The following is a 26,723-nucleotide window of genomic DNA, read 5'->3' as shown; positions in this document are numbered from 1 at the left end:
CCATTTCCATTCTATAGTACATATACAAAAAAACGCATCAGGTGGTCCCGCCCAAAGCCGGAGTAGAAAATCCGGCTTATTCGGGGAGAACATCATGACACGCTTTTATAGTAAAAGCTGCATAAAAAATGTTGCCAAACCAAAATAAATCATCGTTGAAATCACATCATTGATGGTTGTGATAAATGGGCCTGATGCAACAGCTGGATCAATATGCATCCTGTCCATGACAATCGGGATGACTGAACCCGAAAGCGTTGCGATAGTGATTGTAATAAGCAGTGTCAGTCCTACCAACAACCCTAGAAAAAGTTCGCCCTTCCATAAAAATATGACAAATGTAACCACAATACCGCAAACTGCTCCCGTAATCATCCCTGTTCCTATTTCCTTGAACATTAATTTTATCTTTCCCCCGGCTCCATAATCGCTCGTAGCCAGGCCGCGGACAGCAACAGCGAGTGCCTGGGTTCCCGAATTTCCGGCGGTGCCCGCAATAACTGGAATGAACGCCGCGAGCAAAGCGACCTGAGCAATCGTGTCCTCAAACAAGCTGATCAGGCTGGCTGTAAACATCCCCAAAAAGAGCAGGATAATAAGCCATGGAAGCCGCTTTTTTGCTGCCTTAAGCGGATTTTCTTCCGCAGTCGAATCAACATCAGTGATTGCTGCAAACTTCGAATAGTCATCACTTGCTTCTTCATCGATGACGTCCAGGATATCATCGACAGTAATAATCCCCAATAAGTGTTTTTGAAAATCGATTACTGGTACGGCAAGAAAATCGTAGTCTCTCATCATCTGGGCTACTTCTTCCTGGTCCATTCCAACTGTCACATATACGACTTTTTCATTCATCAAATCCATAATGAGGGTATCTTCATCAGCGATAATCAAATCCCGTAATGAGAGCACTCCTGCTAAACGCTTATCCGCATCGACCACGTACAGATAATAAATCGTCTCCGCATCCGGCCCCTCTTCTTTCAACTGCTTCATGGTCTCAGCAACCGTACTTGTTTTATGAAGTGCGACAAATTCAGTCGTCATGATACTTCCGGCTGTCTTTTCTTCATAATGCAACAGCTGCTTAATTTCTTCAGTGGCTTCCTTATCCATGATCGTCAGGAAACTGGCCACCTTTTCCTTTTCCATCTCATTCAGAATGTCTACTGCGTCATCTGTTGCCATTTCGGCCAGCACCGATGAGGCAAATCTTGGATCCATTTCAGAGAAATACTCCTCTGTATCATTCAGTTCAATGTGCTCCATCAAATCAGCAGTTTCCTCAGGAGACAAAAACGTGTAGATTTTCATCCTGTTTTCTTCCTGCTGCTCCTTAAAAAAGCTTGCCTGATCATATGGATGCCCATCAAGAAAATATTGCCTGAATAAGTTGATATCACCTTCGTTCAATGCTTTTTGCATATTCTGGATATTTGAAAGCTGTGTTTGATTATTTTCCAATAAAAACACCCTCCTTTCGATTTTTCTTTTTTCAATATGGAACCATAAAGATGGACAAAACACTTCCGTATGCATCCTATGATAAAATTGCTTTTTTCGTCACATCTTTATCGTTATTGAAAATCCACTACTATTTATACCATACCGTATTCCACAAATCTAGCCAAATTTTTAAAGCCGATCTGTTTGGCTTGTAATTTCCATACGTAAGCACTTAAAAAATGAACAGTTTTCGTGTACACTATTAAGAGGCAAAGCAATTTATTTAAAAGGCAAATATAGCTTTCGCAGAAAACATCGAAGCTATATGTCTTTTTTTGTTGTTATAACGAAAAGCAAAATTATAGAAAGCAAGGTTCTCCCTATGAATAATAAATCTTCCAATTCTAATATAAACATTGACTACACACTGGTGGGAATCATTGTCCTGCTTGGGGCCACCAGCCTTTTCACACTTTATTCAATCGCGCCTTTTTTACCAGCTAAGTATGACAACTCCCACTTTTTACTGAAACAAGCTATTTGGTATGTTGTTGGTGGCGGTTTTATAGCACTTATCATGCTTATCGATTATGACCGCTTTAAACAACTGACTTGGTGGATCTACGGTTTTGGTATCATTTTGCTGTTAATGCTGTTTTTTCGTTTTCCTGGTCCACTCATCATTGAAGCGAATGATGCAGTCAGCTGGCTCAAATTCCCGATTCTGGGTACGTTGCAGCCTTCAGAAATCATGAAGGTCATTCTGGTGCTTTCTAACGCACATGTTATTGATAATCACCATCAAAAATACATGAAACAGACCCTAAAAAGCGATATCTGGCTCATCATAAAAATAGCATTAGTGACGATGCTTCCAGCTGGTCTAGTAGCTGTAGAGCCTGATTTGGGGGGATTCTTAGTCCTATCGGCCATCAGCGGCGCCATGATTCTAGTTTCAGGTGTACAGTGGAAAATCATATTGCCAATCATTACTGCTGCTGCACTCGCCATCGGATCGATAGTGACTGCTTACTATTTGATTCCCGATAAGCTCTCCGCTTTTTTTGAGCAATCCGTGTTCAACCATGTTGCCAGCAGATTTTATGGCTGGATGGATCCCGAAAAATATCTTGATTCGGGATATCAGCTCATCCTGGCCATGCAAGCGATTGGATCTGGTGAATTATTCGGTAAGGGCATGTCGCATCTGCAGGTTAACGTACCCGAACGACATACCGACATGATTTTCACAGGAATTTCCGAGCAATTTGGCTTCATTGGAGCAAGCTTTGTGATTGCATTATTTTTCTTGATGATTTACCGGTTGATCTATATCGCTATACAAAGCAATGACAGATATGGCAGTTATCTGGTAACAGGTTTGATTGGAATGTTTTCTTATCAGATTTTCCAAAATATCGGTATGTCCATTCAAATTTTGCCAATCACAGGACTGCCACTTCCATTTCTTAGCTATGGAGGCAGTTCCACATTGACATATTTGGTCGCTATCGGCATTGCCTTGAACGTCTATTCCAGAACAAGAAAATTCATGTTTTAAACAAAGGCATGCACCGATAATGAATGTATCGGATGCATGCCTTTGTTTCTACGAGGGAAACTACAGTTGATATAAAAAGGATGTGAAACAGTTGAAATACGATATTATTGGCGACATACATGGCTGTTACGACGAACTGATTCATCTGTTTTTCGATTTGGGCTACAAGCAGGAAAACGGCCTCTACCTCCATGATGAAGGGCGAATTCCTGTTTTCTTGGGGGATATCACCGATCGCGGACCAAACTCAGTCCAAACTATTTCGCTTGTCTATCATCTCCTGGAACAACAAAAAGCGATGTACGTTCCAGGCAACCATTGTAACAAACTTTATCGTTACTTTCTTGGCAATCCAGTCCAAATTGCCCATGGATTAGAAACAACAGTAGCAGAATTACAGCAGCAGCCAAGGAAGAAACAACAGACCATCCGGCAACAGTTCATGACAATATATGAAAATGCTCCGCTTTATCTGGAATTGCCTGAGGTCAATGTGGTAGTCGCTCACGCAGGTATCAAAGCGTCGTACATCGGACGGCATGATAAAAAAACAAAATCTTTTGTGCTGTATGGCGAGCCCACTGGAAAATTCGATTATCGGGGAATGCCCGTCAGACTTGACTGGGCAAAAGATTACCATGGTCAGCGCTGGATCGTCTATGGACACACTCCTGTCAAAACACCGCGGCAGGTCAACCATACAATCAACATCGATACCGGGTGTGTGTTCGGTAATGCTTTATCGGCATTTCGACTGCCTGAAAAAGAAATTGTTTCCATTCCATCGAGGCAACCCTATGTTCCGGATAAGTTCACCGTATTTGAAGGCTGAATCTTTTTTTCAAGCCTCCATCATGCATTGCACCATATCATTCGGCAGTTCGGAAGTGAAATGCAACAACTGATGGGTCATCGGATGGGTGAAGGTCAGCATTGCTGAATGAAGTGCCTGCCTTTTCATCCTTGCAGTTGATCCGCCATATAGATCATCCCCTACTAACGGATGGCCCATGGCGGAAAAATGCACACGTATTTGGTGAGTCCTCCCAGTTTCCAGTTGAATCTCCACCAAAGACATTCCATTCTTTTCTTTCAGCAACTTGTAGTGTGTGATTGCTGTTTGTCCTGCTGCAACAACTGCACGTTCAATAATCGAGCCTTCTTTTCGACCGATGTTAGCGGTAATCGTCCCTTGCTCCTTTTGCAAGTCACCCGTCACGATTGCCAAATACTGCCGATTCACTTTTTTAGCTTTTTGCATTTCTGATAAAATAGCATGACTGTACCTGTGTTTTGCAATCAGCATCAAACCTGAGGTATCCCTGTCTAACCGCGTTACGATATGTACCGTATAAGGCAGTTTCTTTTTTTCATAATAAGCGCGTATACCATTAGCTATCGTTCCTGTTGGCTGATTCATTGAGGGAATGGTTGCGACACCAGCCGGCTTATCGATAACAAGTACGGCCTCGTCTTCATATACGATAGCCAATTCCATGTTCTCAGCGGCCAAATATGGCGCCTTCTTTTCCTCTGGAAAAGTGACGCGCAGCACATCACCTGCTGCCAATCTTTCCCAGAGATTTCTTTGTAAGCCGTTAACAGTGATGGCAGAATCCGTCTCTCTGATAATTTTCAGCAATCTTCTGGAAAAACGGAGCTCCCCTTTGATAAAATCTCTGATCGACATACCGTCATATATATCTTTGATGGTTATTTCCAATCCATTCACCCTTCATTCAGCTTATCTTTCCTTCAAATGTGCATCTATATTTTCTTCAGCTACAAAGGAATCTCGAACACGGTCCCAAAAAGGAAATGGGCGAAACCGGGCGAAACGAATTTTTTCATTCGCTACACGGCATTGAATCGATTTAACGTTCGCATACGTTTTGGTAAAGTGGTCAATCGTGATCAGGAAACTTCTATCGGCAATCGGCTTCAACATCAATGTATGATGCTTAGGCAAAATCAATGGTGATCCGATTGTCCGGAAAACACGATTGTTGATAGATGCCATTTCCGTCAGTTGGATCGCTTCCAAGGACGGATGAATAATGCCCCCGCCAAGCGCTTTATTATAAGCCGTGCTCCCCGATGGCGTAGAAACGCACAAACCGTCTCCCCTGAAAGTCTCAAAATGTTCTCCTTTAATTTCCACATCCAGGACGACAGAACCATCCGCCGTTTTGATAGTTGTTTCATTGACCGCAAGGAAGCGGTCTTCTTTCCCTCCCGTTTTGGAGCGGATGATCACTTCCAGCAGTGGATAATCAACTACCTGGAAAGGCGTTTTTGCTATTTCAATAATCAATTTTTCCACTTCACTTGGCAGCCAGTCAGCATAAAAACCCAGATGCCCTGTGTGGATCCCAATAAATGCTGTTTTACTCAACCGATGGACATAACGATGGAACGCCTCCAGCAATGTACCATCGCCGCCGACAGAAATAACGAGGTCTGGTTCTTCTTTATCATACACCAGATCAAAACCGGTCAGATATTGTTTCATGGTCGCTTTAATATTATTGGAGCGTTGATCTCCTTTGGATACAATTTTAAATTTCATTCTGTCACCTACTTTTGCCTTCATGTTTCTGTTTTCTGTGAAAAATTCGCTGAGCTTCCTGGACTTCACTTTTTATTTTGGACATTTCTTCATCGAGCATGAAAGCTGCTTCAGCAGCAAGCTTCAATCTGGCTTTGATTGCCTCCGGGATTCTTCCTTTATATTTATAATTGAGCGAATGCTCATTAGTAGCCCAAAAATTCATGGCTAATGTGCGGATTTGTATTTCTGCTAAAACATTCTTCATCCCATGGATAGTTTCGACCGGATATGTAATAATCATATGGAACGAGCGATACCCACTGTCTTTTTTTTCGGATACATAGTCTTTTTCTTCCACAATCATCAAATCTTTTCTGGAGCGGAGCATATTCACGACGGTATAGATATCATCAACAAATTGGCATACTACCCGCACGCCAGCAATATCCTGGATCCCATCTTCGATCCCATCCAGTGGGATTTGTTTTTTTTCTGCTTTTGCCAGTATGCTCTCTACCGGTTTGACTCTAGCAGTGATAAATTCTATTGGCGAATGCATGGACTCAATCTCAAATTGGGAACGCATCCCCTTCAGTTTCACTTTCAATTCCTCAACGACCTGTGCATATGGTGCTAAAGTTGCTTCCCAGTTCATCAAAACACCACCTGATTCTTTCGTTTGGCAGGAAGGTTAGAATTATTTTTCCCTTTCTGCATAAGTGTGAGCAAGGCTTGATAAATACCATTTTTTTTAAAAATAGATTGTCTCTTCCTCCTATATTCTAACATAACATAGGCAAATGGATAATCTTTGCATAAAACGAATAGATTGGACATAATCGATATACAAGCTTTAATAAAGGATACACTAAAATGCATGTAGGGAGCATGATTCATCATAGTTCATCTAAATATTCTGTCAATTGATGGGAGCTACAGGAAATGCAAGAAATAGAGATTGAATTGAAAAATTTACTTACAGAATCGGAGTTCCGTCTGCTGCTGTCCCGGCTTCCTTTTCCCGCCGCTGCACAAACGCAAACCAACTATTATTTTGAAACAAGGGACTTCAAATTGAAGCAGCAAGGAAGTGCTCTCAGAATTCGCAAGAAAAATGGTGTTTACTACTTAACATTAAAGGAACCTTACGGAGAAGGTTTGCTGGAAACGCATGATGTGCTATCAGAAATTGAAGCGCAAGACTGGCTATCGGGTGCGTGCACAATAAAAGAGCATACTGGAGAACGTCTTATGGTTCTTGGTGTTAAAGCTCCTCAGCTCAAATATTATGGCAAACTCACTACCGAACGCCGCCAGTTCGCAGCAGATAATCTGCTGTATGTCCTGGACCAAAGTTATTATCATGGTATCACCGATTACGAACTCGAAATTGAAGCGCCTGATAAAACCTCTGGTGAGCAGGCTTTACAGCGGATTCTCTCGGATTATCACATCACTGCAAAAGAGACTCCGAACAAAATCCGGCGTTTTTTTAAAGCTATTGCATTAAATGGGGCAAAAGACGGATAATTTGCCCACTTATGTGCCGCTTGCTACAATGAAGATAACGAATTATTATTAGCATAAAGGAATCCGGTGAAATATTTTTCACCGCAGCTTTATAGAATAAGAACAGGGCAAGCACCATTATTCGCTGTCATAGAAACGTATGAAAGTAGTTACTCGCCCCAGCGAATGCCAGCAAAGCTGCTGGGAAAACTTGGTGGAGGCTTAAGAAACTGCTGCCACCAAAGCAATATGATAACGGCTATATGTGTACGGTCTTCTTTAGAAAAATTTCAAGCAGGCTTAGTAAATGCCAAATTTATATAAAAAGGCAGTTTCAATGTATCGAACAGATTACCAGCTTTTTTCACTCTAAGACTAGACGATGCATTTAAATTTGTTACCTTTTGGAGGATTATACAGACATGAAAACGAATCATGCAATAGAACGGCCCGGAACAATGTATGAAGCGATTGGCGGAGCGGATGCTATTGAAAAAATAGTTGACGGGCTTTATAAACGGATTGGTGTACATCCAGATCTTGTGCCAATTTTTCCAGACGATTTAACGGAGACCGCCAGGAAACAACGTTTATTTCTAACGCAGTTTTTCGGAGGCCCGAAACTTTACACAGAAGACCGGGGCCAACCGATGCTCAGACGGAGACATCTTCCTTTTGAAATCACACCAACACGCAAAGATGCATGGCTTCTTTGCATGGATGGCGCATTGGAGGAAGCTGGAATTGCGGAACCATACCGTAGCGCTATTTTTGAAAAATTGACCATGACTGCACACCATATGATGAACACACCAGAATGAAGGAAAGGAGAATTCGATGTGAGTTGGGATCGCAAAGGGTTGACTGGCTCATCCTCAACAAAGACAGACACATCGTCGACATACAGCTATTTCGATGTGATGCAAAAGCCGCTGGAAATGTATGTATTTGTCGATCCTTTATGCGCTGAATGCTGGTCGCTTGAGCCTTATTTGAAGAAGCTGTCTTTAGAATACGGCCGTTTCTTTACCATCCGTCCAGTACTGAGCAATTATTTGATGCCTATGACCAATGAGAAATTTAAAACACCTAGAAAGCTGAAAGAAATCTGGGAAAAAACAGCGAAGCGAACTGGTATGAGCTGTGATGGAAACCTATGGCTGGAAAAGCCATTTATTTCTCCTTGGATCACTCCATTGGCAATCAAAGCTGCCGAATTACAGGGGAAAAAAGCAGGCAGAGTGTTTTTGCGCAAAGTACAGGAATATTTATTCCTTCATAATGCGGACGTTACAGATGAGGAAGTATTGCTTCAATGCGGACGTGATTCCAAGCTGGATCTTTATGAATTTCAAAACGATTTGAATTCCACTTCGGCAAAAAAGGCGCTGCAAGCTGATATCAAGCTGACGAAAGAAATGGAAGTCGATTACATTCCCACCATTGTATTTTTCAACCAAAGGATTGACGAACAAGGAATAAAAATTTCTGGACTATATCCATATGAAATATACGTGAAGGTCTTATGTGAAGTACTGCAGAAACATCCTATCCCTTCCGAAAAGCCTTCACTCGAAGATTTTCTGGCTTTCTACGGTATTGTTGCAAGTAAAGAGGTTTCCGTAGTATATGACTGGTCGATTGCAAAAGCTGAAAAGGAACTGAAAAAACTGCAATTAAGACAGATCGTGGAAAAAATTCCAGCAAAGTACGGTTGCTTTTGGAAGTACCTGGCATAAATTTTCATTTTTATCATACAGCAAGAAAGAGGATATACGGGGCAGCGTATATCCTCTTTCTATTTCTCACGTTCTTTGTATATAACAAAGGGGGATGGGAGAAAGATTCATGATCAAACAAAGGGGTTTGTTTGTGATTCATCTCACAATTACTATATTAGCAAGATTATATGTCATATGCAATGCTTCTGTTCATAGTTTCACAAATTTGTCACTTCTATGTTTTGCTCCCTCGCATAATGTATAGTAGAGCACTATTTTGGGGAAGCAGACAATAATGCCTCATGTAACACATCCCAATAAGACCCTTATATATTTAAAAAGGGCGGATATAAAGATTGCTTCAAAAGGAGGTAGTTTATGAAGGAATTTCTGCCTGTTTTGTTTTTAATTATCGCCATCTTCGCATTTGTTTTGAACTTTTTAGCCTTGATTGGCCTGATGCCATTGTACATCACACTTCCATTGTTTTTTCTGGCTGTTTACCTTACCATTTTCACATCAACACATAAAAATGTTTACCGAGGCAGGATACGCTAACAATATCAGTTTTTTGTACAACTCACTATAGATGAAAAGCCCTGCAAAGTTTGTATTTGCAGGGCTTTTCACATACTTACGTCTAATCCAGCATGTTTTCCATTTCTGCCAGCTTTTCTTCAAATACTTTCATGGCTTCACGAATTGGCTGTTTCGATGTCATATCCACGCCTGCCTTTTTCAGCACTTCAATCGGATAATCACTGCTGCCTGACTTCAAATAATTCAGGTATCGTTCAACCGCTCCCTCTTCACCAGAAAGGATTTTATTCGCCAGCGTTGTTGCCGCCGAATATCCGGTAGCATATTGGTACACATAATAATTCATATAGAAGTGTGGGATCCTTGCCCATTCCAGACCAATTTCCTCATCGGAAACAACTTGATCACCATAATACTTTTTATTCAAATCATAATAGATCGCCGTCAACTCTTCTGCGGTCAGTGCTTCACCACGTTGCTGACGAACATGGATATCGTGTTCAAATTCAGCAAACATTGTTTGACGGAAAACGGTACCGCGGAAACCCTCTAGAAAATGATTAAGCAAATATAGCTTTTGTTTTTCATCTTCAAGATGATTTAACATATAATCGCTAAGAATAGCTTCATTGCATGTGGAAGCGACTTCCGCTACGAAAATCGAGTAATCGCCATATCTGAATGGCTGGTTGCTTCTTGTATAATAGCTGTGCATCGAATGACCCATTTCATGAATCAGCGTGAAAAGATCGTTCACGGAATTTTGCCAGTTCAGTAAGATGTAAGGGTTCGTACCATAAGTACCCGAAGAATATGCGCCACTGCGTTTTCCCTTGTTCTCTTCCACATCGATCCAGCGGCTTTCAAAAGCTTTCCTGACGTTATCAAGATAATCACCGCCCATCGGTTTCAAAGCATCCAGCACATACTCCTGCGCTTTTTCATAAGAAATTTTCATATCGACATCTTTAACAAGCGGTGTGTAAATATCGTACATATGAAGTTCGTCGACACCTAATGATTTTTTGCGCAATTTCATATAACGATGCAGCAATGGCAGGTTTTCATTGACGACCTCCACCAAATTGTCGTATACCTGCTCATCTATGTTATTACTGTCCAAAGCCGCTTGGCGAGCGGAATCATAGTTGCGTACTTTTGCGCTGAAATTATTTGCCTTCACATCACCGATAAGTGTAGAAGCGAAAGTGTTTTTAAAAGAGCCGTATGTATCATACATCGCTTTAAAAGCGTCTTTCCTGACACGACGGTCTTTGGACTCCATAAATGTACTGTACCTGCCATGTGTCAGGTCCACTTCGTCCCCTTCCTCATTCATAATGGCTGGAAAGCTCAAGTCAGCATTATTAAGCATACCGAATGTCTGTGAAGAACCTGATAATGGTTCAGATGCAGCTGCCAGAATAGCTTCCTCGCGTTCTGACAAAACATGCGCGCGTTGGCGGCCGATTTCATCTATCGTATGCTGATACGCCCGCAATTTTTCATTTTCCTCCAAAAACGCTTTCATCTTGTCAGAATCGATTTCCAGCAACTCCGGGACAATATAGCTCATAGAGCTGTTCGCTAGCGTCAGCAAACTTTGCGCTTTGGCATTCAACGCCTGGTAAAAGGAATTGGTTGTATCTTGGTCATTACGCATATGTGCATATACAAACAACTTCCCGAGCCTCTCCGATAATTCATCTTGCATCTGAAACATTTCATACACAGTTTCAGATGAATCTGCTAATTTCCCCTGAAATTTTTCCATTTGCGGAATATCCTGTTTCAAACTCGCCAATTCTTCTTCCCATGCCTCATCTGTTGGAAATATATCTTCTAATCTCCACGTTTTTTCTTCTGGTATTTCACTTCTTTTTGGCAATTCTTTTGCTGCCTTTGCCATATGGATCACTCCTTTTCAATATACATAGTCAATTTTACTTTATTCATAAGCTTCTTTCAAAACATATACCTTTCGTGTTTCGAAGTTTTTTTCAGGCGGTCAACCGTCATCTTGGGAAAAGTTTTTGCATATTGCCTAGTATATGAATCAGTGTGCTATTCATACTACATTTCACTGACGAAGCAGGATATTCAGCAATTTTTGATCCTCATGCAATGCAGATTCGATATTTTTCGCCTGTTGTAATTCCTTCACTTTACGGAAGCAGCCAGGTTTTTCTTCCTTGATGATTTGCAGCTGACACAAAATGGAAAGGTACTCCGAAATGGGATGCTGAAGAGGCTTTACCATTGGAAAGTTTGAGGGAGCCTGAAGTTGATTTTGCAGCAGTTCCTCGCAGGCGGTGGTGGTAAAATGGGCGTTGAGGGGGACATATTGCAGCAATCCCAAACAGATCCTGCTTTGCCAATCCCAAAGTGCAGTATGGAACAAATAAGCGGATGGAACAGGAAGATATACGACCGCTGGCAGATTGTCAATGGTTGAACGCTGCTGATAAAGCCAATGCTGCCACTGTTTTCCCCTTCCTTTCGCATAAGTTCGTTTACGAAGACGGAAAGTTCGTTTTTCTTGGAACCAGTGACGTATTAACATTGGACGCTGAAAAGAAAAGTGATGAAAGATGTCCGTGAATCGAATCGCACTAAGTGGAAAATAAGAAAAGCATGCGATTGCTCTGTGCGGGCTTATCAGGTGAAGGTCGGAAGCTTGGATCATTATGTTCGAATCAGGGCAGTAGAAGTACAATGCGGTGGGTTGAGAAGATCGGAATTGATGGAGAAAAGTGAGTATGAAGGGGTTTACGCTAAGATACCTTTTCCCTTTGCGCTGGAATAAATTCGCACCAAGAATCCATATTGGCCGAATACCGGCAAGCTGATAGCGGCTATTCCTTTTTCTTATCTCCCGGAGGGGGATTTTCGCGCATTGAAATTCAACAGCTATTGTTTTTTGTCCAATACGCAACAAAATATCCGGTCTCTGTTTGAGTTTCTGTAAATAAGTTTCCAATCCAACATCAGCGAATTGGTTCCTCAGCCATTGGAACAAACGCAGCTTTCCCTTCTCATGAAACGGGCCTTCTCCTTTATGAACAGCTGGACAGCGGGAATTTCTTTGGTGGGCAAAATGGGGGATGTTCCGCTCTCCTGCCTTTACAATTACTTGTTCATGACATGCTGGACAAAAGAACTTTTGTCCGCGCCATGTTTGTATTTCCGCCTTAGATAGCGCAGCCAATGTGATCATATGTTTTTCTTGATTCATTGCTTGCAGCAATTTTTTAAACACCTCCTGTTAATAATATTCGACATGAATTACTTTTCTCCTGCTTGCAAGCGACATTTTTTCTGCCTCGTCTATCTGGAGGTTTATATTGTTTTCACCTGGCAATCGACCGAACCATTTGCAGAAATGCTGTGGCACGAAGCATGTTAGAACAAAAAAATACCCCGGCATCGGAATAAAATAACCGAGACCGGGACTTTCGTCCAGATGGATTGTCCTGTTTTCAGACAGCCGTACTGCTGCAGTCCGTGTATAAACTAGAGAGGAAAGTAATTCCTTACTTGCTCACAGACATTGCCTTCCATGATTTTATTGCCGTATTCACTGAGTACATGGTAGCTCATATCCGTATCTTCACTAAATTCCAAGACACGACTAATCAAATCCTCCTGACGGCTTTCATCCGCGTCTTCAGGAAATTCCAGGTAAATGAAATACTTTTCTTGATGTGCATAGAGCTCTTGTTTCATATGTTCTTTCACATCACTGAAGTTGTGACTCCATTGGATAACATCCTCGAATTCTTTGAAACTGGAAATCATCCAGAAATAATCCTCTTCATCCTGGTCTTCATCCTGTTGGGGAGATTTTCCAAACTTTTCTTCCAGCATGTTCTCCACTTTTTCATTGACAGCACCTACTGTTTTTCCGTCATCTAACGGTAATTCAAGCGTTTCTCCGTTTTTCGAAAGCTGGGCCTTGGTTACAATGATTTCCAGCCCTTTTTCCAATGCTTGCACCTGTATCCATAAAGGACCTTCGACATTGAAGTCTTCTTTGTAATTGACTTCTTCCATCATCTGCCAAAACAGCTGCTCACTGCGCTCACGGTTATACCAGATTTCTTCCCGTTCGAAACCGCGATCCTCTATGTCAACATATGAAATATAAAATTTTACCGTATTTTCATTGATTCTTTCAATTTCCATCGCGTAACTCTCCCTTCTTCTTTTTTACGCAGGTGGGAGTAAAAACACCTTCTTGTTACAATAATACCGGTTGCATATTTCTTCTACATTTCTATACCCGAATTTGCAACAGGTTAAAAGTCATCTGTTGATTCTGTATACTTCTATATTATGCGATTTATGTGTATTTGAAAATCCAAATGCCTATATTTCTGAATGAATACTAATTTTAACGTATAAACTGTGTTTTGTCATCCTTCTTTTCTTTTCATCAAAACAAAAAGTGGAGACCATATTATATGGAACTCCACTTTATAATTTAACTCCGATTAATTAACCATTTTTTGTGCTTCACGCAGTTGGAAAGTCCTAACAGTGCGTGGAAGGAATCGGCGTATTTCGTCTTCATTATAACCAACCTGCAGGCGTTTTTCATCGAGAATAATTGGTCTTCTCAACAAGCCCGGGTTTTTTTGAATCAGTGAAAACAGCTCTTTTAGCGGAAGCTGTTCAATGTTTACATCAAGCTTTTGGAAAACTTTGGAACGAGTCGAGATGATTTCATCTGTTCCGTCTTCCGTCATGCGCAAAATTTCCTTTATTTCATCAAGTGAAAGAGGCTCAGAAAAAATGTTGCGCTCTTTAAATGGAATATTATGCTCTTCAAGCCAAGCTTTTGCTTTCCTGCAAGATGTACAACTTGGTGAGGTATAAAGTGTTACCATGGTACTTCACTCCTCATATATCTATATTTTTCTTTATGCGAATCTGGCTGCAAATGACAACAGCTGTTAAACGTATACGACAACCTATGTATAATTATACTACAGTTGTCAAGGGAAAGGTAGGGTATTTCTAAATCTTTTCTCACTTTCTTTCTTAACCTTAAGATACCCTAATCCTGAATGGGATAAACGCTTTCTTTCAATATTTTTTTAGGAAATACATTGCTTCGCGCTTGCGATGCTGTATAATCAGTCCCTACATCATTGTCCTGTAGAGAAAACGTGTACCATCGTCCTTCCAAAAAGAAAAACAGCCAGTTTCCAATGGATAAAAATCAAACGCTGGCTGTTTGTAATGGATTCATATTCTTTACTAAATTTGATAATTAGGCTTTCTTAGGCGCCTCCAAAGCTTCGAATAAATCCTCTGTTTTGTTTTTTTCGTTGAATCTTAATACTTCATCAACGTCCTGGTAGTTCTTTCCGTATATCTCCTCATCCTTATATGTGTGGATGGTTTCATACATTTTCTTCATTTGTTTAAAGATAAATCTTTCTGATTCTTCATCTGGAGACCAATAAAGGACTTCCAATGTGGTATTCTCATTTGTTGCCAATGAACGCCGAATGTAGCCAATGGACTGTGCGTGGGTGAAATCTTCGCGCTTGTAAAAACGAAGCCTTTTTTCAGTATCTGTGTCTTCATAATCAATTGGTTCCACCTCTAGGATGATCGGCTTGTTTTTTGCCTTCATCTTTTCGATGAGCTTACGTCCGATTCCCTGCCCTCTTGATGCTGATGACACCCAAAGATAATCGATAAACACAAAGGAATCGAACTCCGCGTACATCAGCACATGATGCGGTCCCTCATCCTTGTAATAGACATCTCCTTTTTCGTCAAGCAAAATGTCCATATGTCTTTTCGACTTCATTTCTTCTACTGGAAAATATTCTTTTAGCCTGTCATACCAATTCATTGATCTACTCCTTATTTTTTTAGTCGGTTTTAATTATAACGCAGTTCTGACTGTTTGTTAAATCGTTTTCCAATTCCAAGCCAATCCCAGTCCTCTGGAACCCCTATATTGCCGGCAATCATAGCGAATAAAATAAAAACCAACATGGCTTTAAAATGTCCCTTAAAAGATACATTTTATTTTTTTACTATCCGTTTTTTTTATTCTTGAGTTTGAAAAAGAGCAAAACTTTGCTGTACATTTTTGAATCATCAGTGCTGTTTTTACTGACTGACAGGTATTTCAAACCAGAAGTGAAGTTTTCTACCATCCGTTTCACAGCCAATATGTCCATAATATGATAATATGCTCTATCATTTCTTTTGAATGGCTAATCCTCGTCCCGGATCACCCGAATCCCTGTTACGTGAGGGATCACACCGATAAAACCTGTCGAAAATCTGATCGATATCCTTCACGGGAATAAAGGTACCTGGACCATTGCATACGAAAGTTTTCCTATGCAAAAAAGCAATGGAGAGAAACTGCCATTGCTCGATCGCATTTGCTGCCCTTTTTACCATTAGAGCTGATTGATTTTTTTAGCCATATCATGGGGAATAGTTAACGTTCTGTGTGTAGGTGTTTCCAGCATTCCATAACAAGAATTCGTTGATACCATGTTTTTTCAATGCTTTGATTTGAGCCTCCACTTCGGCTTTTCCGTAATGGGTCGGTGGTCCGCTGTACAACCATGGTGCATCGAAATCCTGGATCCAAGGCCTGGAAACAGGTGGATTGTCAAGTGCACCAAGCACCCTTTTCTCCACCTTCGCATATTCATCGACTAATCGGTAAGGCTCTTTGTCCGGCATGGAGATGTTGAAATAATCATTCCCCCAGTGGCTTGGGTAAATCATAGATGAAATGACATCGACATTTTCTGATATCTTGGAAAAATTCTGGCCGATACCTGGTGTCTCCGGTATCGTGGCCGCATATCCAAAAATATCGACACCGACTTTCACATTGTAAGGAGAAAGTTCTTTTTTCGCATATGAGACGAAATCTGTCACAGCCTGCACCCGACGTTTCACATCATTTTGTTTTCCGTCAGCATAATCCCCTTTGTTATATTCCAGTGTTTTATCCAGGGATTCAAATCCTTCCGGAAAACGGACATAATCAAATTGAATTTCCTGAAAACCCATTTCTGCCGCAAGTTTTGCGACGCCTACATTGTATTTCCACACATCTTTTTGGAATGGACTGACAAAGGCTTCACCCTTGCCATTCACCCAAACTTTTCCGTTTTCCTTAAAAGACCATTCTGGATGTTTATTGGCTAAATGAGTGTCTTTAAAAACAACCACCCTGGCGATTGGATAAATTCCCTTTTCTTCAAGGACCTTCATCATTTTTTTTGGATCCTTGATAAAATCAGTGGCCACATCAGCATAAGGCGAATTTTTGTCTGGCTGAAAAGTAATATTACCATAATCGTCTTTGATATCAATGACCATTGTATTAAGTTCCGTTTTTTCAATCATGCCTAATAAAGATTGAAAACGACTCCCGCCAGCCGAATTTCCGGTAACATAGATCCCTTTGACAGCGTCCGGGTATTCGAAATGATATCCGGAAGAAAATGTGTATCGTTTGGAAGGCCGGTTTTCATCAAGCAATTGAATGTTGGATTTTATTTTCGAATGCAAAATGGAGGGTAGCGTATCCGCAGCTTGTACATGCTTGGTAGCTGACACCGATACGATAAATAAAATCGAGGCCAAGATGATAACTGCATATGCTTGTTTCTTCATAGATGTGATCTCCTTTCTTTCAATTTTTTGACATTATGAATCTATTATAGAGAAGTATCCAGTATTTTGAAATGAACTTTGAAGAATATTGTCTTTTTTTGTTTATTTATTCATCCTTTAGTTTTTGCCACCAATCGCATTTCAATCCTTCAATCCCATACGTAATATTTTCCTTTTATCGGATTTCGGACATAAAAAAACAATAAAGACGATTTACCATCTTTATTGTCTCTTCATTTCATTCATCCTCATTCATACGCGTATCAACATTGGCACTGGCCTTAATACAAGATTTCAATCGTTTTTCAAAGTCGCTTGCAAATGCAAGCAACGCGCGGTCGCCGACCAGATTGATCAGTTCAGTCGGTTTGGGCATTCCTATCTTTGTTGTGCTGCCATCTTCATACACGGCAATTTTACATGGCAGAATATAACCGGCAAGCTGGTTTTGAGTAAGTACTTTCTTAGCTGCCTCTGGATTACATACTTCCAGCACATGATAGTCATGGTCATACTCAAACCCTTTCCCTTCCAATGTAGCCTTCATGTCCAAATTCCACAACACCCCAAACGAATCTTCTTTCAAATGCCTTGTCAACGTTTCAATTGCTTGTGCCACACTTTGTTTCGTATCCACCGTATAATCAAACATGCATTTTTACTCCTTTCACTATTCGATTGATTGCCTGGTCACTGACAGGGTGCATACAAACGTTATACCCTTATAACCAGGCACTCATACCGCCTTTGACATTGGATATGTTTCGAAATCCTTGTTTTTTCAGGATCTTCGCCGCTTTAGCACTTCTCAGGCCGCTTTGACAAATGACTACTGTCTCTCTGTCTTTAGATAAATCTGACGAACGTTGTTTCAATTCATACAATGGAATATTCTGAAACGGTTTACGATGATTTCGTTGATATTCACCAGGGGTGCGTACATCGATAAATTGTACATTTTTATCCTTGCATTTTTGCTTGGCCTGAGTTGCTGTTATATTTTCAATCCCTTTTACCGGCATGAACCGGCTTGCGATATAGATAATGATTGCCAAAACGATTATCCATTGGATTATCGTGCCCATTCTCTCACCCCTTCATTTATACCCGCATGGGTATATAATAGCCGATATACACCCAGACGTCAACCAAATGATTGCAATCTTGAAAACTTGTGTGTATGCTTCCAGCAACACTTATCGTTTCAATTGCTTGCTCTAACTCTGTGATTCAAAGCAGTGCGGGAAACTGCTGGAAAAAGACTGTATGCTAGGCGAGACATTCCATATACTTGATTTATTTTCCATAAATCGTATATAATAAGATAAAATCAATACGATTTAGCAATGAAAAAGATGGAGTACAATTACCCGCTGAATTCTAGAGAGCTTGTGGCTGGTGCAAACAAGTATCAAGGTAAATTGGAATTGGGCTTTGGAGCTAATTTAACTATTCAAGCGATCTAACTGATTTACAGTGAGATAATTAAGGGTGGCACCGCGGTTCATTCGTCCCTTTTCCAGGGGATGAATGGGCCTTTTCTTATGCCTTTCTCCCCTGATTTAAAACTATTTTCAAGAGGAGCAAAGCAAATGAAGACAATCTTTTCAGGAATTCAACCAAGTGGAATATTGACCTTAGGAAATTATCTGGGGGCACTGCAGCAATTTGCCAAGCTGCAGAACGACTATGAATGCTATTTCTGCATTGTTGATGAACATGCAATCACTGTCCCACAGGATCGGCTCAAGCTGCGTCACAATATCCGTTCTTTAGCGGCTCTCTATATCGCTTCGGGAATCGATCCGGAAAAATCAGCGCTGTTCATTCAATCCGAAGTCCCTGCCCATACGCAGCTAGGATGGATGATGCAATCAATCAGTTATATGGGGGAACTGGAAAGAATGACCCAGTTCAAAGATAAATCTGCAGGGAAAAACGCGGTGTCATCCGCACTGCTGACATACCCAGACCTGATGGCTGCAGATATACTGCTTTATGGAACAGACCTTGTACCGGTTGGCGAGGATCAGACCCAGCATTTGGAACTGACGCGAAATCTGGCTCAGCGCTTCAACAATAAGTTCAACGATATTTTCACCATCCCAACAGCAAGCATTCCAAAAGTCGGGGCACGTATCATGTCGTTACAAGAGCCGACAAAGAAAATGAGCAAGTCAGATGAAAATGATAAAGCTTTTATTTCCATGCTCGATGAGCCAAAAAAAATCGAGAAAAAAATAAAAAGTGCCGTTACGGATTCCGAAGGCGTAGTAAAATTCGATAAAGAAAACAAACCTGGTGTCTCTAACCTGCTGACCATTCAGTCTGTTTGCACGGGGGAATCGATTGAAATGTTGGAATCGAAGTATGCAGGAAGCGGGTATGGCGATTTCAAGCAAGGTGTGGCAGAAGCTGTCATCAGTGTTTTGCAGCCTATACAAGCAAAATACGCGGAATTGATCGACTCACCTGAACTAGATGATATTCTTGATCGTGGTGCTGAAAAAGCAGCTAAAAAAGCAAATAAAATGCTTGCCAAAGCAAAAAAAGCGATGGGGCTTGGGCGAGTTAGAAAATAATGTAGATACAATAGAAAAAATCAGTGAGGCATCTCACTGATTTTTTGATTTTTGCTTTTGGTTTGCCTGGTCGTTTTCCAGTTCCCAGATCTTCTCCAGGAATGGCTGCCCTTTCACCAGCTTATGGCAGAGTTCCTCATGTGCTTGGCTCCAGCCATGTTTGACTCCTTCATATAATGAATCCCATGCCTGATTTTCATCCATGTAGCGTATATAAGGATACTGTTTGGGGTCCCATTCCGTAAGCCAATAACGCAACTCTTCCAGGTTATCACTCGTTTTCAACTGGTCTAATGCCATCATCAACAATTGCTTCAGCTGCCGCTCTCTTCTTGTGAGCCCATAAATCAATTCCGGCGACATGGAGAGCATGTGGTATTCTTTTTGATACGATTTTTCATCAAATCTGAAGTTTTGCTGTTTGGTGTTTTCAATCATGTCATAAACAAGCATTTCTTGTCTCGGTATAATTCTGCTTTTGCGAATCGGAATTTGATATCCAACAGTATCCAAAGCCAATACATCATTTCCATCCGTTATCACGCAAGCATATTCAAGCACATTCCGCTGCGGCCCTTTGCGGATGAACGCACGCTTGTGTATCGTATCCAGCAATGCTTTGGGCAAATCCTGCATGTCATTTTCAATGTAATTAAATAGCGGCGTTGTTATGTATAGCAGTGGAACTTGATCCAGCAATTCGATTTTGTCTTCTTTGCGCCACTCATGAAAATGACATACACTATAACCGTTTTCCTCTCCTTCAAACCAGTTCACCCAGACATCATGCAAATATAACATTGTACAACCCTCTCTTTGGAATCAGTCTAAAACAAGCTCATGTCTCCAAGGGAGTCAGCATATTGCGCCGCTTTTGAACCTGTATGTATCCTACATTATGACCAAAATGAGAAAATTATATTCTAGGCTTGCTTATGAATTAGAGGGAAAACGAGAAATAGCAAGTGCCATGATGATGATCCCGGCAGGCAAAAAGTAACACTCCACTCTTGTACTGATGAACAGCAGATATTCCATCCAGGAGACACCTGCAGGAAGAAAATTCAAATATGCTATTACAGTCACTCCACCGGAAACAGTCAAACCGAAACCAACCAAAAAAACAATGATTATTCCCACATATACACCACCAATGCTCGTCCATGTCCTATTACAAATCTATGAGGATACATGTAGGAAAATACATGAAAATAGTGTGGCGGTTCTGAATGGAACTTTTTCCGAGGTCTGAACCCCTTTTCCCCTTTGTCAAGAAACAAAAAAAGACCCGCCTGCAATCAGGCGAGTCAACATACTCCTTACACATCAACCCACAAATTTTTTAAATAGTAATGAAACATTGTGACCGCCAAAACCGAGCGAATTGCTCATCACTACATTGACGTCTTGCTTTCTTGCTTCATTTGGAATATAATCCAAGTCGCATAATGGATCCGGTGTTTCATAATTGATTGTTGGTGGCATAATGCTGTCAACAATCGTTTTAATAGAAATAACCGACTCCACGCCGCCGCATGCACCAAGCAAATGACCAGTCATTGATTTCGTAGATGAAACCGCCAGCTTGTATGCATGGTCACCAAATACATTTTTAATTGCTTCCGTTTCAAACTTATCATTCAAATCTGTACTTGTCCCATGTGCGTTGATATAGTCTACCTCTGACGGCTCCATATTCGCATTTTCCAGTGCTTGTTTCATAGCCCGTGAGGCACCTTCCCCATTCTCGGCGGGAGCGGTAATATGATATGCATCACCAGTGGAGCCATAGCCGACTATTTCAGCATAAATTCTCGCGTCCCTCTGCTGTGCACTCTCTAACGTTTCCAGTATCAACAGCCCAGCACCCTCACCCATGACAAACCCATCACGGTCTTTATCGAATGGACGGCTGGCTGTATTTGGATCTTCGTTAAAAGACAATGCCTTCATGGACGAAAAACCAGCAAATGACATATTGGTGATTGGTGCCTCTGTACCGCCAGCAATCATGTAATCCACGTCTCCGCGCTGAATCGCCCTATATGCGTCACCAATCGCATTGGCACCGGATGCGCATGCTGTGGTTGTACAAGAGTTTATCCCTTTTGCTCCCAATTGGATGGATACCTGGCCAGCAGCCATATCCGGAATCATCATAGGGACAAAAAACGGACTTACACGGCGATAACCCTTTTCCATGAATTTAGTATGCTGTTCTTCATACGTACGCATTCCGCCAATACCGGAACCGATCCATACACCAATGCGATCGGCATTACTTTCATTAATTTCCAGATTTGCATCTTCCACAGCCATCTTTGCGGCTGCTACAGCGTATTGTGTGAATGGGTCCATCTTGCGTGCGTCTTTCTTTTCCATGTATTTCAGCGGATCAAAGTCGTTCACTTCCGCTGCGACCTTTGCAGGAAAATCATCTCTATTGACCTTCGTTACAAGGCCAACACCAGATTTTCCAGCTACAATATTCTTCCACATCGACTGGACATCATTACCGACTGGTGTCACTGCTCCCAGCCCTGTCACTACAACTCTTCTTTGTTCCATTTTTGCAATCCTCCTATTGCAATAAATAAATCCTATAAAATAAAGACAGTTTAAGTTTATTTATATACGAATTATCCTTCTTTAATATCCTACTTTAAGTTTAGGACATAAGCAATTTTTTAACCTTCCAAAGCTTCCTGGAGACAGCATGCTACTTCATTTTCCCCAGCGCATGGCGACAGCTCCCCAAGTAAGCCCCCCGCCAAAACCGACCAATACAACTAAATCGCCATCTTTTATTTTACCATTTGCTACACTTTCTGCTAGAGCCATCGGAATTGATGCTGAAGAATTATTGCCATATTTTTTGATGGTAGTTGCCATTTTTTCTTCGGATATGCCAAGACGCTCTCTTGCTGCGTTCATAATACGAATATTGGCCTGATGTGGAATCAGGTAATCGACATCGTCTCTTTTTAAACCAATTTTTTCCACAACATTGACCGATGAATCCGGCATTTGTCTGACAGCAAATTTAAATACTTCCCGTCCATTCATGATAATATGGCCATTTTCGTTTTCATATAAGTGTTTTGCACCGCCGCCGTTCGCTCCCAGCTCAAATGACAGAATACCTTTCCCGTCAGAAACATCGCCTAATACGACAGCACCTGCACCATCACCAAATAGTACGCAAGTGTTACGGTCTTCCCAGTCAGTTATTTTGGAAAGTTTTTCGACACCGATGACTAATACCTTTTTATATGTTTTTGTTTCAATAAATTGTTTTCCTGTGATCATCCCGTACATGAACCCTGCACATGCAGCGCCAATATCCATCGCAGCAGCATTCTTCGCCCCCAGTTTGTCCTGGATAAGGCAAGCGACAGAAGGGAATGGTGAATCGGGCGTAACCGTAGCCACTAAAATCAGATCGATCTCTTCCGCATTCACATTAGCATCCTTAAGCGCTTTTTCAGCCGCGAAAAATGCCATATCTGATGTATCTATATCATCGCCGGCAATTCTTCTTTCTTCGATTCCCGTACGTGTACGAATCCATTCATCATTTGTATCAACCATTTTTTCCAAATCAGCATTTGTCAAAATTTTTTCAGGTACATAGTGGGCTAATCCCAAAACGCCTACTCCCATATTTCCATCCCCTTACCGCTTATTATCAAATATTATGACTTGGTACTAATTTTATCGTATATCTGCCCTTCTTGCAATCATTACTTGTAATATACCTTCATCGGCAATATCATATTGGCGCTTTTTTAACGGTTCTCCCTTTACGGCCGTTTGTTGTTTCGGCATACCGCAAAGCGTTAAAGATCGCTTCCTCTGCAACCTCCGCAATAGCTTGAAAAATCATCTCCATCTCTTCACTGTCATCACGGATGAAAGCCATCTGTCCAATAGATGAATCTGTATAATGTGGCTGCAGATTCGCATTTGAAAAGGCAATAGCAATGTCTCCGCTTCCATTGGCTATGATACTTCCAGTCCGCGATAATCCAACAACACATCTTTTGGCAATCCTTTGCAATTGCCGATCGTAGACAGGCGCATCTGTTGCAACAATCATCATGATGGATCCATCCGCAGTTTCCATCTCGATTTTCTTTTTAGTCAAATTGGCGAACCTTGCCTGTTCCGCTTTGCCGAAATTGCTTAAAACAAGGCACGCTATAGTATAATACTTGCCATCTTGCCTTGGGATTTGTCTTGAGGCAGATCCGATACCACCTTTATGGCCGAAGCAGACCATCCCTTTTCCAGCCCCGACCGCACCTTGAGAAAAAGCTTCTCCCCGCGCATTTGCGATTGCCATTTCTGCATGTTCAGGGGTAACTGCTTGCAGGCGCATTGCGTTTAAATAAGAATCATTACACTCACCGACCACAATGTTGAGCGAACTCGTGGTATCCCCTATTTCTTTATTTTCTTTTAGCATGTATGCTAATGTGCCTTGAAGAACTGGTGCAACGGAAAAAGTATTGGTCAACATGATCGGGGACTCTAAAACCCCCAGCTCGTTCATTTGCACCAGTCCGCACGTTTTGCCAAAGCCATTGATAATATAACTCGCGGCTGGGGTTTTTTTCAGGAATAAATTACCACTATGCGGCAAAATAGCTGTCACACCTGTACATATTGTATCTTGCTCATTCAACTTCTCATATAGTGTCACATGTCCGACTTTGACGCCGGCAACGTCAGTCAAATCATTATGTTTTCCTTTGGCTAACATGAACAGGCCTCCCTTTACTGTCTATCTTGCATTTATTATAGCAAAAATGAGTCGGGTCGCGGGATGCAATCAGTGGCAAAGTTGAAAAAATTCAGGATGATCATGGAAATGTTCAAGTAAACGCGTTTTTTTCCCTTGAGCATTATAATCGTCAATCATGTAAATTGTTTGTCTTTCTTCATTTGCATGTGTCGGACTGCTCTTTGGCAGAATCGTGATTGCTTCAGGCAGCTTCGAGATGGCCGGCAACTGCAACAGGGAGAGGACCAACGAATCAATTGCTATACTTCTTCGGAACTTTTCATCGAAAAAAGGGATGTGTTGTTCGTTTACGAAAACCCCTTCTTCGTTCATTGGCATCCACCTTCCAACCAACATCGGTATATGAATAACCACTTGCATCTCTGGTCTATTTTCTGATTCTTTTCCAATTACAAATTTTCTTGTGGAAGGTTCGTAATAGATACTTCCTTTTTGCATATCTCCCACATCAAAAATCACATCATGGTGTGCTGCAGAAACAAGCTGATCCACCTGCTGAAAATTTGCATTGCGCCCGAAAAACATTTCCAAATATTTTTGTTGGTCTGTTTCAGCTGTACCGGCTCCAACCACTTCTTTTCCTGAGGCTAGCAGACAATCCGCAATTTCGAATCCCATCCATTCATATATATTCGTGACAGCATAACTCACGATAATCCCTCCATTCACAAAAAATAACTACTTTCCATTTATGAACAATTTTGATACACTATATGAGGAAAAAGAAATTCTATGATATACTAAATGTAACGATTATATCCATGCAATTTGTAAACGAGGTGTGAAACATGCGCTTTATTTGGACAATCATTTGGGCTGTTTTATTAAGCGGTACCATTTCATACGTGCTTTCCAGTATGGCTGGAGAATCTTTCAGCTTAACCGCTACACTCGTCATGGCCGGCATTTTTTGTATTGCGGTCTGGGTGATCGGTGAAGGGTTTTTGAAAGAAGACAAGCAAAGTTGATATCCAATCTTGAAGAGAACCCTTGCCTGAATACAGGCAAGGGTTCTTTTTCGTGGAAAGTACTTAATACCACGGCAGCAATGTTAATGCACTCAAAGCCGCCAGCGGGAGAATGACTCTGCGGAATCTCCGGGGCGGAAATCCGCCATAAAAACCTCCATAACCAAATCCTGGCCCATATCCAAAGCCAGGATAGCCAAAAATACGGCTCTCATCCATAGAATGGGATTCCATATCCTGTTCTCCATTAACAGGCACAGCAAAATATACATATTCATTGTCCAAACCCGTGATAATGCCGTCAATTTTATCTCCATTTTCCAGCTCCGCAAGTACATATGCATGCATATGATCCTTGCATAAATCGTATATATGTTTATGACCCTGATTCATTTTCACATAACCTCCTTGCGATAGACTATTCATTGGCCCAAAGGAAAGTGAAACGAAAATCAGCATAATTAAAGTACAAGCAGTTTTTTTACCGGGACAGTTTTACATGATGATTACGGTAAAGCTGTCCCCACCAAAAGGGGGAATGACATATAGAGACAATGGAAAATTTTTATATCCTACTGAAATATATCGTCCTAGGCTTTATCCAGGGATTCACTGAGCCAATCCCGGTATCTTCCAGCGGGCATTTGATCATCTTTCGTCATCTGTTTCATGTAGATATCAAAGGACTGTCTTTTGAGGTGCTGGTGCACCTTGGATCACTGCTTGCCATATTAATTATTTATCGCAAGGATTTAATCCGTTTGACAAAGAACACCTGTCATTTTTTACTGACCAGAAAAGAACACGCTGCTCCCGATTTTCGATTTGTTATCTACCTGGCCATCGCTACACTTCCTGCCGGGATCTTTGGTTTTCTACTGGAAGACAAAATAGGCGATATAAGCAAACCTTTTACAGTAGGGGTAACTTTACTCGTAACATGCGTGGCGCTATGGATAATCCGAAACTTGCGTGGAAAGAAACAAGATGGCGATATTACGCTAAAGGATGCTATTATCATCGGACTGGCTCAGACAGTGGCTCTGATACCCGGAATCAGCCGCTCCGGCGCTACCCTTGTTGCGGCAATGCTGCTGGGGTTAAAACAGGAAACCGCGCTCCGTTTTTCATTCATGCTATATATTCCTGTCAGTTTCGGTGCCGGGCTGCTTTCTATTCCTGATATATTAGGCGATGCTGATTTCCTGTGGATTCCCGGCATCATTGCATTTCTGGTTTCTCTGCTTGCCACCTTCTATGCATTGAAGTGGTTTATGGGAATCATGGCTCGCGGAAATTTGAAATACTTTGCTTACTATTGCTTGGCAGCTGGATTATTGATACTTATCTTTATGTGAACTAATTAA

Annotated in this window: 28 protein-coding genes and 1 other annotated feature; of the genes, 9 read left to right on the top strand and 19 right to left on the bottom strand. The window is 41.3% G+C overall.

Annotated elements, in window-relative coordinates:
• Nucleotides 1–105: 105 nt before the first annotated feature.
• Nucleotides 106–1,428, bottom strand: a complete 1,323-nt coding sequence (mgtE, locus tag ACFSMW_RS02185; RefSeq protein ID WP_390353885.1) for a magnesium transporter — start codon at nucleotides 1,426–1,428, stop codon at nucleotides 106–108.
• A 403-nt stretch (nucleotides 1,429–1,831) separates the two neighbouring features.
• Here mgtE and ACFSMW_RS02180 point away from each other — a divergent pair, with 403 nt between their 5' ends.
• Nucleotides 1,832–3,010, top strand: coding sequence for an FtsW/RodA/SpoVE family cell cycle protein (locus tag ACFSMW_RS02180; protein WP_390352626.1), 1,179 nt, complete (start codon nucleotides 1,832–1,834; stop codon nucleotides 3,008–3,010).
• 91 nt (nucleotides 3,011–3,101) lie between these two features.
• A complete protein-coding gene (gene prpE, locus ACFSMW_RS02175; protein WP_390352624.1) occupies nucleotides 3,102–3,842 on the top strand; it encodes a bis(5'-nucleosyl)-tetraphosphatase PrpE in 741 nt (246 codons plus the stop codon).
• A gap of 9 nt (nucleotides 3,843–3,851) precedes the next feature.
• Here prpE and ACFSMW_RS02170 read toward each other — a convergent pair whose 3' ends face one another.
• The 3 genes from ACFSMW_RS02170 to yjbM are packed head-to-tail and all read right to left on the bottom strand — an operon-like array spanning nucleotide 3,852 to nucleotide 6,216.
• Nucleotides 3,852–4,733 carry an RluA family pseudouridine synthase gene (locus tag ACFSMW_RS02170; RefSeq protein WP_390352622.1) on the bottom strand — a complete coding sequence of 294 codons (882 nt, stop codon included), beginning with the start codon at nucleotides 4,731–4,733 and terminating at the stop codon, nucleotides 3,852–3,854.
• A 21-nt stretch (nucleotides 4,734–4,754) separates the two neighbouring features.
• Nucleotides 4,755–5,579 (bottom strand): NAD kinase, encoded by an 825-nt coding sequence (locus ACFSMW_RS02165; protein WP_390352620.1) that lies wholly within the window; start codon nucleotides 5,577–5,579, stop codon nucleotides 4,755–4,757.
• Between the two features lie 4 nt (nucleotides 5,580–5,583).
• Nucleotides 5,584–6,216, bottom strand: coding sequence for a GTP diphosphokinase (gene yjbM / locus ACFSMW_RS02160; protein ID WP_390352618.1), 633 nt, complete (start codon nucleotides 6,214–6,216; stop codon nucleotides 5,584–5,586).
• Nucleotides 6,217–6,503: 287 nt separating this feature from the next.
• Here yjbM and ACFSMW_RS02155 point away from each other — a divergent pair, with 287 nt between their 5' ends.
• The 4 genes from ACFSMW_RS02155 (at nucleotide 6,504) to ACFSMW_RS02140 (ending at nucleotide 9,349) form a co-directional block, all read left to right on the top strand.
• Complete coding sequence (locus tag ACFSMW_RS02155) at nucleotides 6,504–7,091, top strand: CYTH domain-containing protein (RefSeq protein WP_390352617.1); 588 nt, start codon at nucleotides 6,504–6,506, stop codon at nucleotides 7,089–7,091.
• A 401-nt stretch (nucleotides 7,092–7,492) separates the two neighbouring features.
• Complete coding sequence (locus ACFSMW_RS02150) at nucleotides 7,493–7,891, top strand: globin domain-containing protein (RefSeq protein WP_390352615.1); 399 nt, start codon at nucleotides 7,493–7,495, stop codon at nucleotides 7,889–7,891.
• A gap of 18 nt (nucleotides 7,892–7,909) precedes the next feature.
• A complete protein-coding gene (locus tag ACFSMW_RS02145; protein WP_390352613.1) occupies nucleotides 7,910–8,809 on the top strand; it encodes a ClpXP adapter SpxH family protein in 900 nt (299 codons plus the stop codon).
• A gap of 360 nt (nucleotides 8,810–9,169) precedes the next feature.
• The gene (locus ACFSMW_RS02140; protein ID WP_390352611.1) at nucleotides 9,170–9,349 is read left to right on the top strand and encodes a hypothetical protein; all 180 of its coding nucleotides are present in this window, start codon (nucleotides 9,170–9,172) and stop codon (nucleotides 9,347–9,349) included.
• 82 nt (nucleotides 9,350–9,431) lie between these two features.
• Here ACFSMW_RS02140 and pepF read toward each other — a convergent pair whose 3' ends face one another.
• The 8 genes from pepF to ACFSMW_RS02100 form a co-directional block, all read right to left on the bottom strand.
• Complete coding sequence (pepF, locus tag ACFSMW_RS02135) at nucleotides 9,432–11,240, bottom strand: oligoendopeptidase F (RefSeq protein WP_390352609.1); 1,809 nt, start codon at nucleotides 11,238–11,240, stop codon at nucleotides 9,432–9,434.
• A gap of 171 nt (nucleotides 11,241–11,411) precedes the next feature.
• Nucleotides 11,412–12,578 carry a competence protein CoiA gene (locus ACFSMW_RS02130; protein WP_390352607.1) on the bottom strand — a complete coding sequence of 389 codons (1,167 nt, stop codon included), beginning with the start codon at nucleotides 12,576–12,578 and terminating at the stop codon, nucleotides 11,412–11,414.
• A gap of 266 nt (nucleotides 12,579–12,844) precedes the next feature.
• Complete coding sequence (mecA, locus tag ACFSMW_RS02125; protein ID WP_390352606.1) at nucleotides 12,845–13,516, bottom strand: adaptor protein MecA; 672 nt, start codon at nucleotides 13,514–13,516, stop codon at nucleotides 12,845–12,847.
• A 308-nt stretch (nucleotides 13,517–13,824) separates the two neighbouring features.
• On the bottom strand, nucleotides 13,825–14,220 hold the full coding sequence (gene spxA, locus ACFSMW_RS02120) for a transcriptional regulator SpxA (protein WP_390352604.1): 396 nt from the start codon (nucleotides 14,218–14,220) through the stop codon (nucleotides 13,825–13,827).
• 386 nt (nucleotides 14,221–14,606) lie between these two features.
• Nucleotides 14,607–15,200, bottom strand: coding sequence for a GNAT family N-acetyltransferase (locus tag ACFSMW_RS02115; RefSeq protein WP_390352602.1), 594 nt, complete (start codon nucleotides 15,198–15,200; stop codon nucleotides 14,607–14,609).
• Nucleotides 15,201–15,790: 590 nt separating this feature from the next.
• On the bottom strand, nucleotides 15,791–16,999 hold the full coding sequence (locus tag ACFSMW_RS02110) for a putative glycoside hydrolase (protein ID WP_390352600.1): 1,209 nt from the start codon (nucleotides 16,997–16,999) through the stop codon (nucleotides 15,791–15,793).
• Nucleotides 17,000–17,237: 238 nt separating this feature from the next.
• Nucleotides 17,238–17,651 carry a DUF302 domain-containing protein gene (locus ACFSMW_RS02105; protein WP_390352599.1) on the bottom strand — a complete coding sequence of 138 codons (414 nt, stop codon included), beginning with the start codon at nucleotides 17,649–17,651 and terminating at the stop codon, nucleotides 17,238–17,240.
• 70 nt (nucleotides 17,652–17,721) lie between these two features.
• Nucleotides 17,722–18,084: a rhodanese-like domain-containing protein gene (locus ACFSMW_RS02100; RefSeq protein WP_390352597.1), complete on the bottom strand. Its 363-nt coding sequence runs from the start codon at nucleotides 18,082–18,084 to the stop codon at nucleotides 17,722–17,724.
• Between the two features lie 252 nt (nucleotides 18,085–18,336).
• Nucleotides 18,337–18,518 (top strand) — a binding site (T-box leader).
• A gap of 73 nt (nucleotides 18,519–18,591) precedes the next feature.
• On the opposite strand from ACFSMW_RS02100, the gene trpS reads away from it, so the two are divergent.
• Nucleotides 18,592–19,581 carry a tryptophan--tRNA ligase gene (gene trpS, locus ACFSMW_RS02095; RefSeq protein ID WP_390352595.1) on the top strand — a complete coding sequence of 330 codons (990 nt, stop codon included), beginning with the start codon at nucleotides 18,592–18,594 and terminating at the stop codon, nucleotides 19,579–19,581.
• Between the two features lie 33 nt (nucleotides 19,582–19,614).
• Here the strand turns inward: trpS and ACFSMW_RS02090 are convergent, their stop codons facing one another.
• The 6 genes from ACFSMW_RS02090 to ACFSMW_RS02065 form a co-directional block, all read right to left on the bottom strand.
• Complete coding sequence (locus ACFSMW_RS02090; RefSeq protein ID WP_390352594.1) at nucleotides 19,615–20,382, bottom strand: YjbA family protein; 768 nt, start codon at nucleotides 20,380–20,382, stop codon at nucleotides 19,615–19,617.
• Between the two features lie 132 nt (nucleotides 20,383–20,514).
• Complete coding sequence (locus ACFSMW_RS02085) at nucleotides 20,515–20,721, bottom strand: YuzI family membrane protein (RefSeq protein ID WP_390352592.1); 207 nt, start codon at nucleotides 20,719–20,721, stop codon at nucleotides 20,515–20,517.
• Between the two features lie 186 nt (nucleotides 20,722–20,907).
• The gene (gene fabF, locus ACFSMW_RS02080; protein WP_390352590.1) at nucleotides 20,908–22,149 is read right to left on the bottom strand and encodes a beta-ketoacyl-ACP synthase II; all 1,242 of its coding nucleotides are present in this window, start codon (nucleotides 22,147–22,149) and stop codon (nucleotides 20,908–20,910) included.
• A 156-nt stretch (nucleotides 22,150–22,305) separates the two neighbouring features.
• Nucleotides 22,306–23,244 carry a beta-ketoacyl-ACP synthase III gene (locus ACFSMW_RS02075; protein ID WP_390352588.1) on the bottom strand — a complete coding sequence of 313 codons (939 nt, stop codon included), beginning with the start codon at nucleotides 23,242–23,244 and terminating at the stop codon, nucleotides 22,306–22,308.
• Nucleotides 23,245–23,353: 109 nt separating this feature from the next.
• Nucleotides 23,354–24,346: a DmpA family aminopeptidase gene (locus ACFSMW_RS02070; RefSeq protein WP_390352586.1), complete on the bottom strand. Its 993-nt coding sequence runs from the start codon at nucleotides 24,344–24,346 to the stop codon at nucleotides 23,354–23,356.
• A 69-nt stretch (nucleotides 24,347–24,415) separates the two neighbouring features.
• On the bottom strand, nucleotides 24,416–25,039 hold the full coding sequence (locus ACFSMW_RS02065; protein ID WP_390352584.1) for a hypothetical protein: 624 nt from the start codon (nucleotides 25,037–25,039) through the stop codon (nucleotides 24,416–24,418).
• Between the two features lie 137 nt (nucleotides 25,040–25,176).
• Here ACFSMW_RS02065 and ACFSMW_RS02060 point away from each other — a divergent pair, with 137 nt between their 5' ends.
• Nucleotides 25,177–25,356 (top strand): DUF2929 family protein, encoded by a 180-nt coding sequence (locus ACFSMW_RS02060; protein ID WP_390352582.1) that lies wholly within the window; start codon nucleotides 25,177–25,179, stop codon nucleotides 25,354–25,356.
• A 63-nt stretch (nucleotides 25,357–25,419) separates the two neighbouring features.
• Here ACFSMW_RS02060 and ACFSMW_RS02055 read toward each other — a convergent pair whose 3' ends face one another.
• Nucleotides 25,420–25,749: a hypothetical protein gene (locus tag ACFSMW_RS02055; RefSeq protein ID WP_390352581.1), complete on the bottom strand. Its 330-nt coding sequence runs from the start codon at nucleotides 25,747–25,749 to the stop codon at nucleotides 25,420–25,422.
• A 161-nt stretch (nucleotides 25,750–25,910) separates the two neighbouring features.
• On the opposite strand from ACFSMW_RS02055, the gene ACFSMW_RS02050 reads away from it, so the two are divergent.
• Nucleotides 25,911–26,714, top strand: coding sequence for an undecaprenyl-diphosphate phosphatase (locus tag ACFSMW_RS02050; protein ID WP_390352579.1), 804 nt, complete (start codon nucleotides 25,911–25,913; stop codon nucleotides 26,712–26,714).
• Nucleotides 26,715–26,723 lie beyond the last annotated feature (9 nt).

The organism is Tigheibacillus halophilus, from assembly GCF_042683165.1.
Classification (GTDB): domain Bacteria; phylum Bacillota; class Bacilli; order Bacillales; family Amphibacillaceae; genus Tigheibacillus; species Tigheibacillus halophilus.
Note: the sequence above shows the minus strand (reverse complement) of the source record. Positions and strands in the feature narration are given on the sequence as shown.